Origin of the sequence: Pseudomonas sp. 3JA, assembly GCF_036961705.1 — a bacterium.
Lineage (GTDB): Bacteria > Pseudomonadota > Gammaproteobacteria > Pseudomonadales > Pseudomonadaceae > Aquipseudomonas > Aquipseudomonas fluorescens_Q.
The window spans coordinates 51,891-71,664 of the sequence record NZ_JBAMDJ010000008.1; the positions used below are offsets into that span (position 1 = coordinate 51,891).

General features: G+C 59.8%; 22 protein-coding genes. 12 read left to right on the forward strand and 10 right to left on the reverse strand.

Annotated elements, in window-relative coordinates; translation table 11 throughout:
• Nucleotides 1–17: 17 nt before the first annotated feature.
• Both V7773_RS08330 and sthA read left to right on the forward strand, forming a co-directional pair.
• Nucleotides 18–1,067, forward strand: coding sequence for an FAD:protein FMN transferase (locus V7773_RS08330; protein WP_442963456.1), 1,050 nt, complete (start codon nucleotides 18–20; stop codon nucleotides 1,065–1,067).
• Nucleotides 1,068–1,426: 359 nt separating this feature from the next.
• Nucleotides 1,427–2,821, forward strand: coding sequence for a Si-specific NAD(P)(+) transhydrogenase (gene sthA, locus V7773_RS08335; RefSeq protein ID WP_003183399.1), 1,395 nt, complete (start codon nucleotides 1,427–1,429; stop codon nucleotides 2,819–2,821).
• A gap of 42 nt (nucleotides 2,822–2,863) precedes the next feature.
• Here sthA and V7773_RS08340 read toward each other — a convergent pair whose 3' ends face one another.
• Together V7773_RS08340 and V7773_RS08345 are read right to left on the reverse strand one after the other, a co-directional pair.
• Complete coding sequence (locus V7773_RS08340; protein WP_063322173.1) at nucleotides 2,864–3,586, reverse strand: glycerophosphodiester phosphodiesterase; 723 nt, start codon at nucleotides 3,584–3,586, stop codon at nucleotides 2,864–2,866.
• A complete protein-coding gene (locus V7773_RS08345; protein WP_063322172.1) occupies nucleotides 3,583–4,179 on the reverse strand; it encodes a PilZ domain-containing protein in 597 nt (198 codons plus the stop codon). The genes V7773_RS08340 and V7773_RS08345 overlap by 4 nt, the downstream gene beginning before the upstream one ends.
• 94 nt (nucleotides 4,180–4,273) lie before the next feature.
• Here V7773_RS08345 and V7773_RS08350 point away from each other — a divergent pair, with 94 nt between their 5' ends.
• The 3 genes from V7773_RS08350 to V7773_RS08360 all read left to right on the forward strand — a co-directional run bounded on the left by V7773_RS08350 (nucleotide 4,274) and on the right by V7773_RS08360 (nucleotide 7,523).
• The gene (locus V7773_RS08350) at nucleotides 4,274–5,524 is read left to right on the forward strand and encodes a lipoprotein-releasing ABC transporter permease subunit (RefSeq protein WP_063322171.1); all 1,251 of its coding nucleotides are present in this window, start codon (nucleotides 4,274–4,276) and stop codon (nucleotides 5,522–5,524) included.
• A gap of 7 nt (nucleotides 5,525–5,531) precedes the next feature.
• Nucleotides 5,532–6,215 (forward strand): lipoprotein-releasing ABC transporter ATP-binding protein LolD, encoded by a 684-nt coding sequence (gene lolD / locus V7773_RS08355; RefSeq protein ID WP_162843734.1) that lies wholly within the window; start codon nucleotides 5,532–5,534, stop codon nucleotides 6,213–6,215.
• 63 nt (nucleotides 6,216–6,278) lie between these two features.
• Nucleotides 6,279–7,523, forward strand: a complete 1,245-nt coding sequence (locus tag V7773_RS08360) for a lipoprotein-releasing ABC transporter permease subunit (protein WP_063322170.1) — start codon at nucleotides 6,279–6,281, stop codon at nucleotides 7,521–7,523.
• Between the two features lie 158 nt (nucleotides 7,524–7,681).
• Here V7773_RS08360 and V7773_RS08365 read toward each other — a convergent pair whose 3' ends face one another.
• Both V7773_RS08365 and V7773_RS08370 read right to left on the reverse strand, forming a co-directional pair.
• A complete protein-coding gene (locus tag V7773_RS08365) occupies nucleotides 7,682–9,040 on the reverse strand; it encodes a heavy metal sensor histidine kinase (RefSeq protein WP_336072986.1) in 1,359 nt (452 codons plus the stop codon).
• On the reverse strand, nucleotides 9,037–9,717 hold the full coding sequence (locus V7773_RS08370; RefSeq protein ID WP_063322168.1) for a heavy metal response regulator transcription factor: 681 nt from the start codon (nucleotides 9,715–9,717) through the stop codon (nucleotides 9,037–9,039). Before V7773_RS08370 ends, V7773_RS08365 begins: the two co-directional genes overlap by 4 nt.
• A 157-nt stretch (nucleotides 9,718–9,874) precedes the next feature.
• Between V7773_RS08370 and copI the strand changes: the two genes are divergently transcribed.
• Together copI and queF are read left to right on the forward strand one after the other, a co-directional pair.
• Entirely contained in the window at nucleotides 9,875–10,420 is a 546-nt protein-coding gene (gene copI, locus V7773_RS08375) for a copper-resistant cuproprotein CopI (RefSeq protein WP_336072987.1), read from the forward strand.
• Nucleotides 10,421–10,481: 61 nt separating this feature from the next.
• Nucleotides 10,482–11,312 carry an NADPH-dependent 7-cyano-7-deazaguanine reductase QueF gene (gene queF / locus V7773_RS08380; RefSeq protein ID WP_013692631.1) on the forward strand — a complete coding sequence of 277 codons (831 nt, stop codon included), beginning with the start codon at nucleotides 10,482–10,484 and terminating at the stop codon, nucleotides 11,310–11,312.
• A gap of 186 nt (nucleotides 11,313–11,498) precedes the next feature.
• Here queF and V7773_RS08385 read toward each other — a convergent pair whose 3' ends face one another.
• Together V7773_RS08385 and V7773_RS08390 are read right to left on the reverse strand one after the other, a co-directional pair.
• On the reverse strand, nucleotides 11,499–11,762 hold the full coding sequence (locus V7773_RS08385; protein ID WP_336072988.1) for a DUF4404 family protein: 264 nt from the start codon (nucleotides 11,760–11,762) through the stop codon (nucleotides 11,499–11,501).
• A 109-nt stretch (nucleotides 11,763–11,871) separates the two neighbouring features.
• Complete coding sequence (locus V7773_RS08390; RefSeq protein WP_336072989.1) at nucleotides 11,872–12,492, reverse strand: HAD family phosphatase; 621 nt, start codon at nucleotides 12,490–12,492, stop codon at nucleotides 11,872–11,874.
• Between the two features lie 202 nt (nucleotides 12,493–12,694).
• Between V7773_RS08390 and V7773_RS08395 the strand changes: the two genes are divergently transcribed.
• The 3 genes from V7773_RS08395 (at nucleotide 12,695) to rssC (ending at nucleotide 15,392) form a co-directional block, all read left to right on the forward strand.
• Nucleotides 12,695–13,384 carry an MlaA family lipoprotein gene (locus tag V7773_RS08395; protein WP_003199692.1) on the forward strand — a complete coding sequence of 230 codons (690 nt, stop codon included), beginning with the start codon at nucleotides 12,695–12,697 and terminating at the stop codon, nucleotides 13,382–13,384.
• Between the two features lie 344 nt (nucleotides 13,385–13,728).
• The gene (rssB, locus tag V7773_RS08400) at nucleotides 13,729–14,910 is read left to right on the forward strand and encodes a two-component system response regulator RssB (protein ID WP_053120765.1); all 1,182 of its coding nucleotides are present in this window, start codon (nucleotides 13,729–13,731) and stop codon (nucleotides 14,908–14,910) included.
• Nucleotides 14,910–15,392 carry an anti-sigma factor antagonist RssC gene (rssC, locus tag V7773_RS08405; RefSeq protein ID WP_028237685.1) on the forward strand — a complete coding sequence of 161 codons (483 nt, stop codon included), beginning with the start codon at nucleotides 14,910–14,912 and terminating at the stop codon, nucleotides 15,390–15,392. Before rssB ends, rssC begins: the two co-directional genes overlap by 1 nt.
• 196 nt (nucleotides 15,393–15,588) lie before the next feature.
• Here the strand turns inward: rssC and tal are convergent, their stop codons facing one another.
• Complete coding sequence (gene tal / locus V7773_RS08410; RefSeq protein ID WP_003199698.1) at nucleotides 15,589–16,515, reverse strand: transaldolase; 927 nt, start codon at nucleotides 16,513–16,515, stop codon at nucleotides 15,589–15,591.
• Between the two features lie 178 nt (nucleotides 16,516–16,693).
• Complete coding sequence (gene dusA / locus V7773_RS08415) at nucleotides 16,694–17,680, reverse strand: tRNA dihydrouridine(20/20a) synthase DusA (protein ID WP_442963457.1); 987 nt, start codon at nucleotides 17,678–17,680, stop codon at nucleotides 16,694–16,696.
• Between the two features lie 179 nt (nucleotides 17,681–17,859).
• Between dusA and V7773_RS08420 the strand changes: the two genes are divergently transcribed.
• Together V7773_RS08420 and V7773_RS08425 are read left to right on the forward strand one after the other, a co-directional pair.
• Nucleotides 17,860–18,135, forward strand: coding sequence for a BrnT family toxin (locus V7773_RS08420; RefSeq protein WP_072346525.1), 276 nt, complete (start codon nucleotides 17,860–17,862; stop codon nucleotides 18,133–18,135).
• On the forward strand, nucleotides 18,113–18,421 hold the full coding sequence (locus V7773_RS08425; RefSeq protein ID WP_072346527.1) for a BrnA antitoxin family protein: 309 nt from the start codon (nucleotides 18,113–18,115) through the stop codon (nucleotides 18,419–18,421). The genes V7773_RS08420 and V7773_RS08425 overlap by 23 nt, the downstream gene beginning before the upstream one ends.
• 145 nt (nucleotides 18,422–18,566) lie before the next feature.
• Here the strand turns inward: V7773_RS08425 and V7773_RS08430 are convergent, their stop codons facing one another.
• Together V7773_RS08430 and V7773_RS08435 are read right to left on the reverse strand one after the other, a co-directional pair.
• Complete coding sequence (locus tag V7773_RS08430) at nucleotides 18,567–18,839, reverse strand: CopG family ribbon-helix-helix protein (RefSeq protein WP_336072991.1); 273 nt, start codon at nucleotides 18,837–18,839, stop codon at nucleotides 18,567–18,569.
• A gap of 216 nt (nucleotides 18,840–19,055) precedes the next feature.
• A complete protein-coding gene (locus V7773_RS08435) occupies nucleotides 19,056–19,739 on the reverse strand; it encodes a metallophosphoesterase (RefSeq protein WP_336072992.1) in 684 nt (227 codons plus the stop codon).
• Nucleotides 19,740–19,774 lie beyond the last annotated feature (35 nt).

Genomic DNA, 19,774 nt, shown 5'->3' on the forward strand with positions numbered 1-19,774 from the left:
GAGCGCTGGAGTTCATAATGGCGGTCGCGGTTTTGAGGGGAGATGAAGATTTGTTAACTGGACGATGGATTGGCCTTGTGGTGCTGGCCGGCGTGTTGTCGGGTTGCGGCAACGGCGACACCCTGGAGCGCTTCGATGGCCCGACCATGGGCAGTCATTATTCGATTCAGTACGTCAGACATTCTGCCGGGCCCACTGCGAAAGCGGTGCAGGCCGAGGTGGAAAGCATCCTCGCCGAAGTGGATCGGCAACTCTCAACCTATCGCAGCGACTCGGACATCGAGCGTTTCAACGCGCTGCCGGCCAATAGCTGTCAGGTCATGCCTGGCCCGCTCCTGGAGTTGGTCGGCGTAGGTGAGCAGTTGTCGGTTCAAAGCGACGGCTCCTTCGACCTGACTGTGGAACCGCTGCTGAACCTGTGGGGCTTCGGTCCTCAGTCTCGCGAAGAAAAAGTGCCGACCGCCGAAGCCTTGGCCTTGGTGCGCCAGCGCGTCGGTCATGGTCATTTGCGCATCGAGAGCGACCGGTTGTGCAAAGACGCGGCAGTGGAAGTCGACTTCAACAGTATCGCCGCGGGTTATGCGGTCGACCGCATCGCCGCCAGGCTCCAGGCCCTGGGCATCGACAGTTACCTGGTCGAAGCCACCGGGGAACTCAAGGCCGTCGGGCGCAAGCCCGATGGTTCGGCCTGGCGTATCGCCCTGGAAGAGCCCCGGGACGACCGGCAAGTGGCGGAGCGTGTCATCGAGGTCAACGGCTACGGGGTTTCCACCTCGGGCGACTACCGTAAGTATTTCGAGCAGGGCGGCAGGCGTTATTCCCACACGTTTGATGCCCGCACCGGTGCGCCGGTCCTACATGACCTGGCGTCCGTCACGGTGATTCATCCTTCAGCGTTGATGGCCGATGGACTATCGACGCTGTTGCTGATTCTCGGTCCTGAGCGGGGTTGGGACTATGCCGAAAAGCACCGCATCGGGGTATTTTTTGTACTGCGCGATGGCAATCGTTTTGTCTCCCGTACCAACGATGTGTTTGAACGGATCAGTGGTGGAAAAACCCAATGATGACAGCCTTCAGGATGCAGGCGACCTGTGGCGAGGAAGCTTGCTCCCGCTTGAGTGCGAAGCGCTCACAAAAATGGGTCTGCTGCGCAGCCCAGCGGGAGCAAGCTCCCTCGCCACATTGATTAAGGCAAATCTGAAATAGTAGCGATGACAGGCTGGTGAAAGTGTAGGTGTGGCGAAATAGCGCAGGCAAAACTAGCCTACGACGCGACCAAGGGGTAATGTGCGCGGCGTTGACGCTTCTATAGACTGTGGCCGGGCTCGTGAACCGGCCCCAAATTGTTCCTTCATGCCGCGGGCCGGCATGATTTAGCCGTCGGCGCCAAGTGTGGTGCCGCGGCCTGTTCTGAGGAGTACGCATGGCTGTCTACAACTACGACGTGGTGGTACTGGGTTCCGGCCCGGCGGGGGAAGGCGCGGCAATGAACGCGGCCAAGGCAGGGCGCAAGGTGGCGATGGTCGACAGCCGTCGGCAGGTCGGCGGCAACTGCACCCACTTGGGTACCATCCCGTCCAAGGCCTTGCGTCACTCGGTCCGGCAGATCATGCAGTTCAACACCAACCCGATGTTCCGTGCCATCGGCGAACCGCGTTGGTTCTCCTTCCCGGACGTGCTCAAGAGCGCCGAAAAGGTGATCTCCAAGCAGGTGGCCTCGCGCACTGGCTACTACGCCCGCAATCGCGTTGACGTATTCTTTGGCACCGGCAGTTTTGCTGATGAGCAGACCGTCGAAGTGGTTTGCGGCAACGGCGTGGTCGAGAAACTGGTGGCCAAGCACATCATCATCGCCACCGGTTCGCGCCCGTATCGCCCGGCCGACATCGATTTCAACCACGCACGTATCTACGACAGCGACACCATCCTGAGTCTGGGTCACACCCCGCGGAAGCTCATCGTCTACGGCGCTGGCGTGATCGGTTGCGAATACGCCTCGATCTTCAGCGGCCTGGGTGTGCTGGTGGAACTGGTGGATAACCGCGGCCAGTTGCTGAGCTTCCTGGACTCGGAAATCTCCCAGGCCCTGAGCTATCACTTCAGCAACAACAACATCACCGTGCGCCACAACGAAGACTACGACCGCGTGGAAGGCGTCGACAATGGCGTGATCCTGCACCTCAAGTCCGGCAAGAAGATCAAGGCCGACGCCTTGCTCTGGTGTAACGGTCGTACCGGTAACACCGACACCCTGGGCCTGGAAAACATTGGTGTGAAGGTCAACAGCCGCGGCCAGATCGAAGTCGACGAAAACTACCGTACCTGTGTACCGAACATCTACGGTGCCGGTGACGTGATTGGCTGGCCGAGCCTGGCCAGTGCCGCCCACGACCAGGGCCGTTCGGCCGCCGGCAGTATTGTCGACAACGGCAGCTGGCGCTTCGTCAACGACGTACCGACCGGGATCTACACCATTCCGGAGATCAGCTCGATCGGCAAGAACGAGCAGGAGCTGACCCAGGCCAAGGTGCCGTATGAAGTGGGCAAGGCCTTCTTCAAGAGCATGGCGCGGGCGCAGATCGCCGGCGAGCCGCAAGGCATGCTGAAGATCCTGTTCCACCGCGAGACCCTGGAAGTACTGGGCGTGCACTGCTTCGGCTACCAGGCGTCGGAGATCGTGCACATCGGCCAGGCGATCATGAACCAGCCGGGCGAATTGAACACGTTGAAGTACTTCGTCAACACCACGTTCAACTACCCGACCATGGCCGAAGCCTATCGGGTAGCTGCCTATGACGGGCTCAACCGGCTTTTTTGAGCGGCTCCGGCCGGTGGCCTGAGCCGGCCGGGGAGACCGATTTCAGCAATTCTCGAGGGTGGCAGTGGCCAAACCGGGAAAGTCTGTAATCAGGCTGTCAGCGCCAAAATCGGCGAGCCTGCGCATCAGCGCGGGCTCGTTGACGGTCCACACCGACACATGCAGCCCCTGGCGTTGCGCCTTGATCAGGCGTTCCGGCGTGCACAGGGTCCAGTTCAGCGCCAGAATCTCGCAGCCGTAACTCTGGGCGACCTTCAACGGGTCGAGCCAGGCGTATTCGGCCACCAGTCCGCGGGAGATGTCCGGGGTCAGGTCCAGGGCTGCCTTGAGCACTTCCCGGGAACTGGACGTGATGGTGATTTTGTCCAGCAGCCCGAAACGCTGGGCCATTTCGCGAATGCCCAGCACCGTAGCGGCGGCGCGGGTGCGCGAGGCGCTTTTGACCTCCAGTTGCCAGTGCTCGAAATCACACTTCTCGAACAGCTCCTCCAGGCGTGGGATCGGGCACGGCTTGATCCAGCCCGGGCCACCTTTGCGCGCATCGTAGGTCACCAGCTCGGCGGCGGAATGCTCGACCACCTTGCCCCGGCGATCGGTGGTGCGCTTGAGGGTCGGGTCGTGGATCACCATCAACTCGCCGTCCATCGAAAGGTGCAGGTCCAGCTCGCAACGGCGTACGCCGTGCTTGAGGCACTCCTGAAAACCGGTCAGGGTGTTTTCCGGCGCTTCGCCCTTGGCGCCGCGGTGGCCATAAATGAGGGTCACGGTTCTTCCTTATTGATACCTGAGTCGTTCTGTTCCCGGGCCAGGCGCCGCTCTTGCGCCTGTTTCTGCAGGATGTAGCGGGCCAGCAACTGGCGCTGGGCGTCGGTCGGGCGTTCGAACTCGGTGCCCACGTCGAAGCCATCGCCCTTGGGGTCGCAGTGGGTGACCCGCGCCCGCAGCAACAGACCGAGGGCTTGCGGCATCAGCACCAGCTTGATCGACAAATGGGTGCCGACGGCGATTGGCGTGGGGTATTGGAAGTCGACGCCGCCTTCGGAAATGATCACCGGTTGCGGTTCGCCGATTTCGCCGAGCACCGTCAGGGCGATGACCTGGCTGAGCAGGTCGATGCGTTTGTTCATTGCCTTGAGGTATGCCGCGATGCTGCGTTCGCGCTCGCTGATCTGGCGCAGCAGGTGCTGTGACTCGAATTCGCTCAGGTGCAATTCACTGAGCAGATTGAACAATGGAGAAGCATCCTGCAACACTTCCTGGCCAGCAGCTTCAGGAATGGACAGGGGCCGAATTTCCAGTGCGATCGTGTCCTCGATACGGTAGTATTCGCGGCGATCTTCTTCATCTAATGTCGACATGGCGAACCCATGGTAGCGGCGGTGGTCTGAGTGTAAAGCTGGTTTGTGACCCCCGCCACAAGGACGTTCCTTTTCCCTCCGAACAAGCCCCGACATGTTCAGACCTCTCTTCGTATTTATCGGCACGCGTTATACCCGTGCAAAGCGTCGCAATCATTTCGTATCGTTCATTTCCCTGACGTCCATCATCGGGCTGGCCCTTGGCGTGGTCGTGATGATCGTCGTGCTCTCGGTGATGAACGGCTTCGACCATGAGATGCGCACCCGCGTGCTGGGCATGGTGCCCCACGCGACCCTTGAGTCCGGCGAAGCCATCAGCGATTGGCCGAGCCTGGCCGCCAAGGTCAAGCAGAACCCGCAGGTGCTGGCCGTGGCGCCGTTCACCCAGATGCAAGGGCTGCTGACCAACGACGGCAAGGTGTCCAAAGTGTTGCTCAATGGCATCGACCCCGGGCTCGAGCGGCAGGTGTCGATCATCGACAACTTCATGCAGCAGGGAAAACTCGATGACCTGGCGCCAGGCAGTTTCGGCATCGTCATCGGCGATAAGGCCGCGGCCAAGCTCGGCGTTGCCATTGGCGACAAGCTGACCTTCGTCGCCCCGGAAGTCACCGTGACCCCGGGCGGCATGTTCCCGCGCATGAAACGCTTTACCGTGGTCGGCATTTTCCATGTCGGCGCTGGCGAGCTCGATGGTTACCTGGGCGTCACCAATCTCCAGGACCTGGCGCGCCTGCATCGCTGGAAGCCGGATCAGGTCCAGGGCCTGCGGTTGAAGTTCGATGATCTGTTCCAGGCACCGCGTGTGGCGTGGACCATCGCCCAGCAACTCGGCGAAGATCGTTACTACGCCCGGGACTGGACCCGAACCCACGGCAACCTGTACCAGGCGATCCGCATGGAAAAAGCCATGATCGGCCTGCTGCTGTTGCTGATCGTTGCCGTGGCGGCGTTCAACATCATCTCCACGCTGGTGATGGTGGTGAACGACAAGAAGGGCGATATCGCGATCCTGCGTACCCTCGGCGCCACGCCGGGGCAGATCATGCGGATCTTCATGGTCCAGGGCACGGTCATTGGCGTGATCGGTACGTTTGTCGGCGCCCTGGTCGGGATGTTCGCCGCGCTGAACGTCAGCGCCGCGATCGCCGCCCTTGAAGGCCTGATCGGGCACAAGTTTCTCAACGCCGACGTGTACTTCATCGACTACCTGCCATCGCAATTGCAGGTCGATGACGTGTTGATGGTCTGCGGCGCCGCGTTGGTCCTGAGTTTCCTCGCCACCCTGTATCCTGCCTGGCGTGCCGCGCGCACCCAGCCTGCGGAGGCGTTACGTTATGAGTGAGTCGGGCATGAGTGAAAAAGCAATCTTGAGTTGCCGCAACCTGGGCAAATCCTACGAGGAGGGCCCGGAGTCGGTGGTGGTGTTGTCGGGCCTGCAACTGGAGCTGCATCCTGGCGAGCGCGTGGCGATTGTCGGCACCTCCGGGTCGGGCAAGAGTACCTTGCTCAACCTGCTGGGCGGCCTGGATACGCCAACCGCCGGCAGTGTCTGGCTGGCTGGCGAAGAACTTTCGGCACTGAACGAGAAAGCCCGTGGCCTGCTGCGCAACCGTTCCCTGGGCTTCGTCTACCAGTTTCACCATTTGCTGCCCGAGTTCACCGCGCTGGAAAACGTCTGCATGCCGCTGTTGATTGGCCGCACGGCGATTCCTGAGGCCCGTCAGCGCGCCACGGCGTTGCTGGAGCGGGTAGGGCTGGGGCATCGCCTGGAGCACAAGCCGGCCGAATTGTCCGGTGGTGAACGCCAGCGCGTGGCGATTGCCCGGGCCTTGGTCAACAAGCCTGGGCTGGTGATGCTCGACGAGCCGACCGGCAACCTCGACTCCCACACCGCCCAAGGCATCCAGGATTTGATGCTGGAGCTCAGCACGTCGATGCGTACCGCGTTCCTGGTGGTGACCCACGACATGAACCTGGCCCGGCAGATGGACCGTGTCCTGCACTTGCAGGAAGGTTGCCTGACGCCCATCTGACCGACCGAAACCCGGTACTTGCTGCAAGCGCCGGGTCTTTTATTTTCATACGGTGCCCCGCGAATGTTCAGACCGTTATCGATCTTCATCGGCACGCGCTATACCCGCGCCAAGCGCCGCAATCGCTTTGTTTCGTTCATATCCATGACCTCGATGATCGGCCTCGCCCTGGGTGTGCTGGCGATGATCGTGGTGTTGTCGGTGATGAACGGTTTCCAGCGCGAAATGAGCTCGCGCATCCTCGGCATGGTGCCCCACGCCACGATCGTCGGCGTCAATCCGATCGACGACTGGCAACCGGTGGCCGCCGCGGCGCTGAAAAATCCTGAAGTCACCGCTGCGGTGCCATTCACCGAAATGGAGGGCATGCTCAGCCATAAGGGCTCGATGCAGCCGATCCAGATCAGCGGCGTCGACCCGGCCCAGGAAGGCAAGGTGTCCATTGTCGCCCAGCATATCGTCCAGGGGCGTCTGGATGCCTTGAAGCCGGGCGAGTTTGGTGTCGTGATCGGCGAAATCACCGCCCGGCGTTTTCGTCTGAACGTCGGCGACAAAATCACCCTGATCGTGCCGGAAGTCAGCACGGCCCCCGGCGGCATCACCCCACGGATGCAGCGGCTGAATGTGGTGGGTGTGTTCAAGGTGGGCGCCGAGCTGGACGGCTCCATGGCGCTGATCCACCTGGCCGATGCCGCACAGATGCAGCATTGGCAGCCGAACCAGGTACAAAGCGTGCGCCTGGCGGTGAAGGATTTGTACGCGGCGCCGAAGGTCTCCGGTGACATCGCCACCAACCTTGGCGCGGCCTACAAGGCTGACGATTGGACCCACACCCAGGGCAGCCTGTTCAGTGCCATGAAAATGGAAAAAACCATGATCGGCTTGCTGCTGCTGATGATCGTCGCGGTGGCGGCGTTCAACATCATCGCCACCCTGATCATGGTGGTGAACGACAAAGGCGCGGACATCGCGATCCTACGCACCATCGGCGCCACGCCGCGGCAGATCATGGCGATCTTCATGGTCCAGGGCACGGTGATCGGCGTTGTCGGTACGCTGATTGGCGGCGTGCTGGGGGTGATCGCGGCGTTGAACGTCAGTGCGCTGGTGGGCTGGCTGGAAAGGGTCAGCGGCCAGCACATCTTCAGTTCCGACGTGTACTTCGTCAGCAACCTGCCGTCGGAGCTGCAGCGTGGGGACGTGGTGCTGATCTGCTCGGCCGGGTTCATCCTGAGCTTCCTCGCCACCGTGTACCCGGCGTGGCGTGCGGCGAAGATCGAACCGGCGCAGGCGTTGCGGTATTCCTGATACCCCGTGAAGCCCCGTGGCGAGGGAGCTTGCTCCCGCTGGGCTGCGCAGCAGCCCCAAAAGCGGCGGGCTTATGCAAAATGATGTGCGGGCTTTCAGATTTTTGGGAGCGCTTCGCACTCCAGCGGGAGCAAGCTCCCTCGCCACAGGGATTTGTGTCAGGGCTGGCTTGTCTTTGGCAGCTCTATCAGGAACCGCGTCCAGCCATCGGTCGATTCACAGCGGATCTGCCCGCCATGGGCGCGGATAATTGAGCGGGTGATGGCCAGTCCGAGCCCCGCGTGTTCGCTGCTGCCCTCCTGGCGAGCCGGGTCGGCGCGGTAGAAGCGGTCGAACAGGCGCGGCAGCAAGTCCGCTGCAATTCCTTCGCCACTGTTCTCCACACTGACGCTCATCCCTTGAGTCGCATCGACAATCTGCACCCGCACTTCGCCGTCAGCGGGGGTGAAGCGCAGGGCGTTGTCCAGCAGGTTGGAGAGCGCCCGGCGCAACATGTTGCGGTCACCCTCTATGCGGCCATCGCCCTCGCGGCTCAGGCGGACGTTGGTGTCTTCGGCCAGCGGCGCGAAGAAGTCCAGCAGCACGTCCACTTCCTCGGCCAATTGCAGCGGTTCGCGATTGAGCGCCAGCAAGCCGTGGTCGGCCTTGGCCAGGTACAGCATGTCGTTGACCAGTTGCGCCATCCATTGCAGTTCTTCGAGATTGCTGTGCAACGCCTCGCGGTAATCCTCCAGGGGGCGTTCGCGAGTGAGGGTGACCTGGGTGTGGGTCAGCAAGTTCGACAGCGGCGTGCGTAATTCATGGGCGATGTCGGCAGAGAACGCTGAGAGCCGCTGAAATGCATCGTCGAGGCGTCCGAGCATGGCGTTGATGCTGTGGGCCAATTCCGCCAGTTCGGCGGGCATTTGCTCTTCGGGCAGTCGGGCGTTGAGTGAGCGGGCCGAGACACTGCCGGCAATGGCGCCCATGCGTCGCAAGGGGCGCAAGGCCCGCCGGGCGGCCCAGGCACCGAGCAGGGCGGTGGCCAGGGCCGAGAGGCCGACGGTCAGCCAGATCAGGCGCTGCATGCGTTGCAGGAAGTGCTGGTGGTGGGTGATGTCCAGCAACAGGGTCAGTTGCGGCGAATCGGCTCGATTGGGGTGCAAGGGCGCGTTCAACACTCGGTAATCGTTGTCGGCATCGCTGAGGGTCGACAGGCCGGGTTGCTCCGGCAACTGGGCCGGAATCCGGATCGAACTGTCGTACCAGCGCACACCGTCGCTGCCCTTGATGCGCAGCGCCAGGTCGGCCTGACGGCTCAATTCATCTTCCAGGCGGCGCTGGGTCTGCTCGGCGTCAAGGTCTTGCAGGGCCCGGCGCAGACCGATCAGCTTGCCTTCGAGCAGTTGCTGGTCCAGCTCGATGAAATGCGCCTCGCTGCCGCGGCTGAACAACACCCCGGCAAACAACGACACCACCGCGGTGCAGGCGGCGAACAGCAGGGCCAGGCGGCTGCTCAGCGACCACCGGCCCCTCACAGGCTGCGCTCTTCAAGCACATAGCCCATGCCCCGCACGGTATGGATGAGTTTGCTGGGGAAGTCATCGTCAATCTTGATTCGCAGGCGCCGGATCGCGACCTCGATGACGTTGGTGTCGCTGTCAAAATTCATGTCCCAGACCTGGGACGCGATCAGCGATTTGGGCAGCACTTCGCCCTGGCGGCGCAGAAGCATTTCCAGCAAGGCGAATTCCTTGGCGGTGAGGTCGATGCGTCGGCCGCTGCGTTCGACGCGACGGCGAATCAGGTCCAGGCGCAAGTCGGCCAGTTGCAGGCTGGTTTCCTGTTGCGTCGAACTGCCTCGACGCAACAGGCTGCGCACCCGTGCCAGCAACTCGGAAAAGGCAAAGGGCTTGACCAGGTAATCATCGGCGCCCAGCTCCAGGCCGTGTACGCGATCCTGTATCGCATCCCGCGCGGTGAGAAACAGCACCGGTGTATCCAGCCCGGCGCCACGGACGGCTTGCAGGATCTGCCAGCCATCGCGGCCGGGCAACATCACGTCGAGGATCAGCAGGGCGTATTCACCGCTCAAGGCCAGTTGCTGGCCGGTGATGCCATCGGCCACCAGGTCGGCGTTGAACCCGGCTTCGCCCAGGCCTTGGCGCAGGTATTGGCCGGTTTTGGTTTGGTCTTCGACGATCAGCAGTTTCATGGGCAGCTCAGGGCATGGTTTTAACGTGGGCGTTATACCGCAGCGGCCAGGGCCGTGGCACAACCTGACAGAGTTGTAATGCAACTGTCAGTCAATTGGCAGCCGCACCGATCTAGAGTCTTGGGCAAGTTGAACCTTACCTTGTCGGAGTATGAATATGTTGATGGTAAACCGTCTGATCCTGGCCGCCTCTGTGTGGGTATTGAGTACCTCGTTGTGGGCGTCTCCCGGTGCGCACTTTGATTTCGGCCAGCCCGCACCGGCGGCCAAGGCCAGTCGCACCATCGAGGTGGTGATGGGCGACATGTCGTTCAATCCTGGCACGCTGGATATCAAGGCAGGCGAGACGGTGCGGTTTGTACTCATCAATAAAGGCCAGTTGTTGCACGAATTCAACCTCGGTAACGCCGCGATGCATGCCCAGCACCAGCAGGAAATGCTCAAGATGCAACAGAGCGGCATGTTGACGCCGACCGGGATGAAGCCGGGAATGGACCATGCCTCGATGAATCCGGCCTCGATGGAGCACGGTGGTAAAGACGGCATGATGCGCCACGACGACGCTAACAGCGTGCTGGTTGAGCCGGGCAAGTCCGCCGAGCTGACCTGGGCCTTCGATAAGGCTACCCGGCTGGAATTTGCCTGCAATGTTCCCGGTCATTACCAGGCCGGGATGAAGGGCGACCTGACAGTCAGTCAGTAAGCACTCAAAGGCTGCGGCAAAGGCTGATAGAATCGGCTGATTCTTCAGTCAGGTTTCCGTCATGCATCCCGCAGCCGAACATTCGCCGCTGGGCAAATCCAGCGAATACATCGCCACGTACACACCGTCACTGCTGTTCCCGATCCCGCGCACGGCGAAATGGGCGGAATTGGGCCTGACGGCCGAGACCCTGCCGTACAAGGGCGTGGATTTCTGGAACTGCTTCGAGCTGTCGTGGCTGCTGCCGTCCGGCAAACCGGTGGTGGCCATCGGTGAATTCGCGATCCCGGCGGATTCGCCGAATATCATCGAGTCCAAATCCTTCAAGCTGTACCTCAACTCCTTGAACCAGACCCCGTTTGCCGATACCGCGAGCCTGGAAGCGACCCTGCGCCAGGACCTGTCGGCGGCTGCCGGTAAAGCAGTGGGTGTGCGGATCCGCAGCCTCAAGGATGTGGAGCGTGAAGGTATCGTGGCATTGCCCGGTACGTGCATCGACGATTTGGACATCAGCGTCGACTCCTACGCGCACCCGCGCCCGGAACTGCTGCGTTGTGATGCCTCGCGCATCGTCGAGCAAAGCCTGCACAGCCATCTGCTCAAGTCCAACTGCCCGGTGACCAGCCAGCCGGACTGGGGCAGCGTGGCGGTGGAATATCGCGGTGCGGCCCTGGATCCCGCCAGCCTGCTGGCCTACATCGTCAGCTTCCGCCAGCATTCGGATTTCCATGAGCAGTGCGTGGAACGGATCTTTCTCGACCTGCAGCGCTTGCTCAAGCCGGAGAAATTGACGGTGTACGCGCGGTATGTGCGTCGGGGCGGGCTGGATATCAACCCGTATCGCAGTACCGAAGACGTTCAACTGCCGAACCATCGTCTGGTCCGGCAATAAACTTTCCTTGAGGAAGTGAGCTGTTGTGGGAGCGAGCTTGCTCGCGATGAGGGCAGCACATCCAACATGGAGGTTGGCTGATACACCGCTATCGCGAGCAAGCTCGCTCCCACAGAGGGATTGCATTGCAGACATGTGAAACTAAAAAGCCCTGCTAGTTAGCAGGGCTTTTTGCATGCGAAGGGTTCAGATCCCCATGTTGCCCAAGGCTTGCACGATGTTGCGCAAGGTCCCGGCCAGCGTGGGGTGCTCCAGCTCGAAGCGTTCGACGGCCAGGTTCACATTGTCAGCGAGGTTGGTGTCCTGTGTTTGGGTTTCCAGTTCAAGCTCAAATTCGATCTGTTGCATCAGCGCCTGCAGGTCTGCGCGTTCGGTTTCGGACAGGGGTGGATTCTGTTCCAATTGCTCGCGCAGTTTGTTGAGCTGTTCTTGCAATTCGCGGGCAGGCATTGGCGTACTCCCTTTATTGATAGGCACTGCCATGGACCGCGACGCTGGGTCAAAAGTCCATGGCCTGTCTTAAGAGTAATCTACCCTCGCGCTCCCTGCATGATCCCGGTCATGGCTTCTCGCCTTTGAGTCGGCGCAGGCTGATGTCCGCCAGGCAAGTGTCGAGTTCGCCCAGGTGATCGATCACCGAATGCACCCCCAGGCCGAACAATTGCACGGTGGCCTTGGCGCGTTTGATTTCCCGTTGCTGTTGGCTCAGCGCCTGCCATTCATCAGGCGTCAGGCCACATAGCGAGCCGCAGGACGCCAATCCGATGGTCCATAAACCGGCGTTGAGCCCTGACTGCAACAACCGGGGTTCGCCACTGACCAACACGCAACCGTCCAGTTGCTGGACGTTCAGCGCCATCAGCGCCTGCCAGCAGGCATGTGGCGCTGGCCAAGGATTATTTGTTGCTGGAAGTTGCGGCGGCTTGATCCACGTCGGCAATGAGGCCGCCAAGGCATGGCTGACGGCAGGTGGCAGTTCGTCGAGCCAGGCGCAGGGGATTTCCTGAAGCTGCAGGTGGTGCAAGCTCTCAAGGGCGCCCGGTGTTGGCTGCGCATGCTCGACCGGCGCTGCCCCTGGTTGGCGGATGCGCGCACCGAAATCCACCAGGCATCCGCTCAGGCCAAACAGTACGGCGGTCAGGCTGGGGGCGAGGAGGGGCAGGGCTTCAGCGCGGGGCATGGGAACGTCCTTGAAATAACCTGCAGCCTAAAGGGCCGCGATGACAGTCCGGTGACAGTGAAGTGAAGGCTGCCAGTCGTGGAAACGTCCTACGGCGTGCTTGTTTTTTCGGTGCTGCCTATCCACGCGTTCCGTCTTATACTAGCCACCTTACCGCCTGGGCTCGGCGCCCTTGCCTGATTAATCCAAGGAGTTTTCCCCTATGCGCTGGAGCCATCGTCTAGCTCAGCTGTGTTTGTCTGCCAGCGTCGTGCTGGTTCCGTTCGCTGCCCAGGCCGCCACGGAAGAAGATCCTTGGGAAAGCATCAACCGTCCGATCTTTACCTTCAACGACACCATTGATACCTACGCGCTCAAGCCACTGGCCCAGGGTTATCAATATGTGACGCCGCAGTTCCTCGAAGACGGCGTCCACAACATGTTCCGCAACATCGGTGACGTGGGCAACCTGGCCAACAACGTGCTGCAGGCCAAGCCGGCCGCTGCCGGGGTCGACACCGCCCGGTTGATCTTCAACACCACCTTCGGCCTGCTGGGTTTCTTTGATGTGGGCACCCAGATGGGCCTGCAGCGCAGCGATGAAGATTTTGGCCAGACCTTGGGCTACTGGGGCCTGGGCAGCGGGCCATATGTCATGCTGCCGCTGCTGGGGCCAAGTACCCTGCGTGACGCGCCGGCCAAGCTGGTCGATGACTACACCGCCCCGTATCGTTATATCGATAACGTCTCGGTGCGTAACTCTATTCGAGGCCTGAACGTCGTCGACACTCGCGCCAGCCTGTTGTCGGCCGAGAAGATGGTGAGCGGCGACAAGTATGTCTTCATCCGCAACGCCTATTTGCAAAACCGCGAATTCAAGGTCAAGGATGGCCAGGTCGAAGACGATTTTTAATTCCGACCTGTAAAACCACGAAGGCGGCCAAAAAGGCCGCCTCTGTGCTTTGGCGTCGTGTTTGAGCGGGTTTGATCCTTCCATTGAGTTACGCTTCGCTCGGTTCTTATAACTCTCTGTACTTTGACAAATAAAGACGGCAAGCGGCTATCTGCCTGAGCTTGAAACGCCCCGCGGATGGGAGTACCGTCTGCGCCTTAGAAGGGCACCTCTGGTGTAGTTGTGTGTAGGGCAATGGCCTGAAACCGGTACGACAGAGAGGCTAGAAAGCGAATCCAGTAGTGCGTGCAAGGCCAGACGGCCCAGCCCGCTACGCCAACCTAATTCTGGCGCCGTTTGCCCACATGCCAAAAACCAGTGCCACGCTGCTGATAATCGATGATGACGAAGTGGTGCGAGCCAGTCTCGCAGCCTACTTGGAAGACAGTGGTTTCAGCGTCCTGCAGGCCAGCAATGGCCAACAGGGTCTTCAGGTATTCGAGCAAGACAAGCCCGACCTGGTCATCTGCGACCTGCGCATGCCGCAGATGGGCGGACTCGAACTCATTCGCCAGGTCACCGAGATTTCCTCGCAGACCCCGGTGATCGTGGTTTCGGGCGCAGGCGTGATGAACGACGCGGTCGAGGCGTTGCGCCTGGGCGCGGCGGATTACCTGATCAAGCCCCTTGAAGACCTTGCGGTGCTCGAGCACTCGGTGCGCCGGGCCTTGGACCGCTCGCGCCTGTTGGTGGAAAACCAGCGCTACCGCGAGAAGCTGGAAACCGCCAACCGCGAGCTGGAAGCCAGCCTGAACCTGTTGCAGGAAGACCAGAACGCTGGGCGCCAGGTGCAGATGAACATGCTGCCGGTCAGCCCCTGGACCGTCGACGATTTCCGTTTTGCCCACCAGATCATCCCGTCGTTGTACCTGTCGGGCGATTTCGTGGACTATTTTCGGGTCGACGAGCGGCGTGTAGCGTTCTATCTGGCGGACGTTTCCGGCCATGGTGCTTCTTCGGCATTCGTCACGGTGCTGTTGAAGTTCATGACCACGCGCCTGTTGTTCGAGTCCAAACGTAATGGCACTCTGCCAGAATTCAAGCCTTCTGAGGTCCTTGGGCATATCAACCGAGGCCTGATCAGTTGTAAGCTGGGCAAACACGTCACAATGGTCGGTGGAGTCATCGACGAGGAGACTGGTTTGTTGACCTATAGCATCGGCGGCCACCTGCCTTTGCCTGTGTTGTATACACCAGACAGTGTGCGTTACCTGGAAGGGCGCGGTTTGCCGGTGGGCCTGTTCAACGAGGCCACCTACGAAGACCACGTACTGGAATTGCCGCCGACATTCAGCCTGACGCTGATGTCTGATGGCATTTTGGATCTTTTGACAGAACCTACACTCAAAGAGAAAGAAGCGGCCTTGCCTGAACGGGTGAGTGCAGCGGGCGGCAGCCTGGAAGGCTTGCGTCAAGTGTTTGGATTAGCCACGCTCGGGGAGATGCCGGATGATATCGCCCTGTTAGTGTTGAGCAGGAACCTTTGATGAGTACCGGTAGAATCCAGTTCGCCGAGCAGGACGGCACCTTTGTCCTGAAGTTTGTCGGTGAAGTGCGCCTGACTCTGTGTTCGGCGCTGGATGCGACTATTGAGCGGATCTTCACTTCGTTGAATTTCAACGCCATCGTGATCGACCTGACCGAAACCCGCAGCATCGACAGCACCACATTGGGCCTGCTGGCCAAACTGTCGATCCTGTCGCGGCAGAAGGTCGGCCTGCTGCCGACTGTCGTCACCACCCACAACGACATTACCCGTCTACTGCAATCGATGGGCTTCGACCAGGTGTTCAACATCGTGGGCGACCCTGTGCCGTGCCCGGAATGCCTGGACGACCTGCCTGACCAGGACCAGTCCGAGGAAGAAGTGCGGATCAAGGTGCTCGAAGCCCACAAGATCCTGATGGGGCTCAACGATTCCAATCGTGAAGCCTTCCATGACCTGGTGAATGCGCTGGAAGGGCCTTGACCCCTGGGTTTTGCTTAGGCTGACCGGCCTCATCGTCGGAACGCCGCCCGGAGCAAGCTCGCTCCCTCATTGGAATGCAGTCACCTGGCTTGCTCGCGATAGCGTTTATCGATCCGCCATTCCCCTCAGGCCAAGCCACATAAAAAAGGGCGAACCCACCAAGGTTCGCCCTTTTTGCATGCCTTTGTGAATCAGCTCAAAGCTTGGCTTGCAGCAACGCCTCCAGCTTCTCCTGGTCCCGGGCAAACTGACGAATACCTTCTGCCAGTTTCTCGGTCGCCATGGCGTCCTCATTGGACAACCAGCGGAACTGCGCTTCATTGAGGATCAAGCGCGCTTCCCCGGCTTGCCCTGGCGCCAGTTTGCGCTCCAGCTTGCCTTCGTCGGCGGCGAGTTTTTCCAGCAGGTCCGGGCTGACGGTCAGGCGGTCGCAGCCGGCCAGTTGCTCGATCTGGTTGAGGTTGCGGAAGCTCGCGCCCATGACCACGGTCTTGTAGTCATTGGCCTTGTAGTAGTTGTAGATGCGCGTCACCGACTGCACGCCTGGATCATCAGCGCCGGTGTAGTCGTTGCCATTGGCTTTCTTGTACCAGTCGTAGATACGGCCCACGAACGGCGAAATCAGGAACACCCCGGCATCGGCGCAGGCGGCGGCCTGGGCGAAGGAGAACAGCAGGGTCAGGTTGCACTGGATGCCTTCACGCTCCAGCTGCTCGGCGGCGCGAATACCTTCCCAGGTGGAAGCGATCTTGATCAGCACGCGCTCGCGGCCAATGCCGGCCTTTTCGTACAGATCGATCAGGCGATGCGCACGCTTCAACATGGCCTCGGTGTCGAACGACAGGCGCGCGTCCACTTCAGTGGAAATACGCCCCGGGATCACTTTCAGGATTTCTTGCCCAACCGCCACGGCAAAACGGTCGCTGGCCAGGCCCACATCGCCCTTGCAGTCCGCCACGCAGGCGTTCAGTTGCTCGGCATAACCTTGAATGGCCGACGCCTTGAGCAGCAGGGAAGGGTTGGTGGTAGCGTCCACGGGCTTGACGCGGGCGATGGCCTCGAAGTCGCCGGTGTCGGCCACGACGGTGGTGAACTGTTTGAGTTGTTCCAGCTTGGAAGTCATGAGCGTGCTCTGTCCTATGGGTCCGTTGACATTACCCGAGGGCTGGCAGCCACTCAAGGGCGTGAAGGGGGATCGACGGGCCCCAGCGGCAACAACCTGAAAACGGCTGTTTGAAAGGCCGGGGCGGTATCGGTAGATACGATGCCAAAACAGCGCGCAGGTTCAAAGCAAGTGACGGTTAACGCCCTTCCAGCAGTTGCCCCGCCTGATCGAGCAACGCCAGCGGATCCTTGGTCTTGTGGATATCCACCGACAACAACTGGCGAAACCGCCGCGCCCCTGGAAAACCGGTACCCAGCCCGAGCACGTGACGGGTGATGTGATGCATTGCGCCACCGGCGGCCAGGTGATCGGCAATATAAGGTCGCAACTGCGCCAGCGCCTCGGCCCGGCTGATGATCGGCGCGGTGCTGCCGAACAGCTGTTGATCCACCTCGGCCAGCAGGTACGGGTTGTGATACGCCTCGCGCCCCAGCATCACACCGTCGAACGTCTGCAGATGCTCGTGGCAGGCCTCCAGCGTCTTGATCCCGCCGTTGAGCACAATCTCCAACTCCGGAAAATCCGCCTTCAACCGCGCGGCCACGTCATAACGCAGCGGCGGGATGTCGCGATTCTCCTTCGGCGACAGCCCCTCCAGAATCGCAATTCGCGCATGCACGGTGAAACTCGTGCACCCGGCCTCGCGCACCGTCCCGACAAACTCACACAACTGCTCGTAACTGTCCCGCCCATTGATCCCGATGCGATGCTTGACCGTCACCGGAATTGATACCGCATCGCGCATGGCTTTCACACAGTCAGCCACCAAATCCGGATGCCCCATCAGGCACGCGCCGATCATATTGTTCTGCACCCGATCGCTGGGGCAGCCGACGTTGAGGTTCACCTCGTCGTAACCGTGCTCCTGGGCCATACGGGCGCAGGCAGCCAGGTCGGCTGGGACACTGCCGCCTAGTTGCAGGGCCAGGGGGTGTTCGGATGGGTGATGGCGCAGGAAGCGTTCGTGGTCGCCGTTGAGCAAGGCGCCGGTGGTGACCATTTCGGTGTAGAGCAGGGCGTGTTTGGAGAGGATGCGTAGGAAGAAGCGACAGTGGGCGTCGGTCCAGTCCATCATAGGGGCGACGGAAAAGCGGCGGGTGAGTGGAGCGGTTTGTAGGGGCATTGGGGAGTCTGAGTTATCGGGGCGAATGGGGCGCAGTTTATCAGGGATGCTTGTCAGGTACTTGGCGGGTTCTCAAGCCTGGCCCTCAATCTTCCGTGACAACCAGAAAGAGCGCTTGCTCGGTTTAGGGTTTCTAAGCAGACCTTGTGTTAACGATTTATTGTGGCTACGATAATTGCATGCAGATTACCTATGACCCAGCCAAAGACGCTCGCAACATCGAAGAACGTGGACTTCCGTTTGCCCTCGTGCGGGACTTTGAATGGTCTACAGCATTGATCCTGGAAGATGATCGATTCGACTACGGCGAGTGTCGTTATCGGGCGATGGGGTACATAGGGGATCGGCTGCATGTCGTAGTGTTTACCCCACGGGGTGACGCGGTCCACATCATCAGCTTTCGTAAAGCCAACAAACGGGAGGTCAAAAATTATGACCAAGAAACCCAGTCCTGAGAGGGTCGATACGGCAAACCCCGAATGGTCGACCGAAGACTTTGCCAAGGCCAAACCAGCCAGCGAGGTGCTTGTTGGGTTGTTTGGCAAAGCTCAGGCAAAGGAAATGCTCAAGCCAAAGCGTGGTCGACCCAAGTCGGTAGCCACTAAAGAGCACGTCAATGTTCGTTTCGATGCTGACGTGCTGGAGAGATTCAGAGCTTCTGGCCCGGGCTGGCAAACGCGGATGAACGCCGCCTTGGCTGATTGGCTCAAAACGCATACACCCGAAGAATTGAAGGCTTAGTCGCCAAATATTATTCGCAAAAATAATTAGCCGTCGATGAGGCGGCTTTTTGCTGCCTGCTGATTAGCTTTGTCTCGGTAACGGTATAATAAATCCGTCCACTTTTTCAGGATTTGGAGGGGATCACCGTCTACGCTATACGGAATCAGATAAGACCCGTTTGGGACTGCCCATTCTCGCGTCTGTTTTGATTCCAGTGCCGGGCACGCATCGCTGCCACTTGGTCATCGGAAGCGAATTTGCCTTGGTCAGCTTCCTTTACCGCAAGTTCGATCTGTGTGGTCAGCGCTTTTTCATGTTCGATGTAGTCGCGAAGAACGTCCATCGCTAGGTAGCTCGCACTTTGGCCGTTGGTCTTGGCCAGATCGGCGAGGGAGTTTGATAGGTCTTCGGGCAGATTCAGGGATATGCCGGACATGGCAGCCTCGATGGTGGACGTTTTCGGGCATCTTACACCGTTGACCGAGCGCTTGAATCAGCAGGCCGTCGCAAGGTGTGTCTCGACGTGAATTGTTTCCCTCTTGCGTAGATCTGAAAAGCCTCACAGACGCCGCCGTCGAGGGTACATTTCTGCGGGTAATAGCATGACGTTGATCTCACACCGAGAATCAAAGTAAATGAGACTGCCCCATTCTCACTGGCTCATGCTCATGCTCATGCTCATGTTGATTATGGTTTCGGTTTGGATGTCTACCAAGCTCAATGCACCGTCGGAAAATGAGCAGCCTGTGTCGATATAAACGACGTTGCCCAGGCGTATAACACTGGGTACTGTTGAGTGTCCAACATAGAGCCGGTCTATTCCTTTGATGGAAGTGTGGTCTTGTTGCTCGATTTTTTCTCTTGCATATAGCGCTGTTTTCAAGGCGTGCCGCTGATGTGGCTCCCCAGAACTTCCAGTGATAGCGTCTTTAGCTTCCTGCCAGCCATCATTGTTCCTGATGACAGGAACTTCGGCATGGACTATTCCAATTGTTTGATCGTTTGCTGAATTGATTTCAATAATTAATGGCAGTGCCTGCATGGCTTTTAAAAGCTCCTGCTGGACGGTTGGTTGTAACTCGTAGAGCCAGGCACCACCGTTTCGGATATGTCGGGGTATGTCACCATGGCCGGAAATGCAGTCAATAAGCATCTGTTCATGATTGCCGCGCACGGCATGGAACCACGGCTTTTCAAGCCAGTTCAATACGTCCATGGAATCGGGGCCGCGGTCGATAAGGTCTCCCACGGAAAAGATGCGATCCAGCTCAGTGTTGAAGGCTAGTTTGTTCAAGGCTGCTGTTAGAAGTTTGAAATGCCCGTGAATGTCGCCCACCACAAAGTCGCGACCTTTTTTGTTGGGTGGGAAAG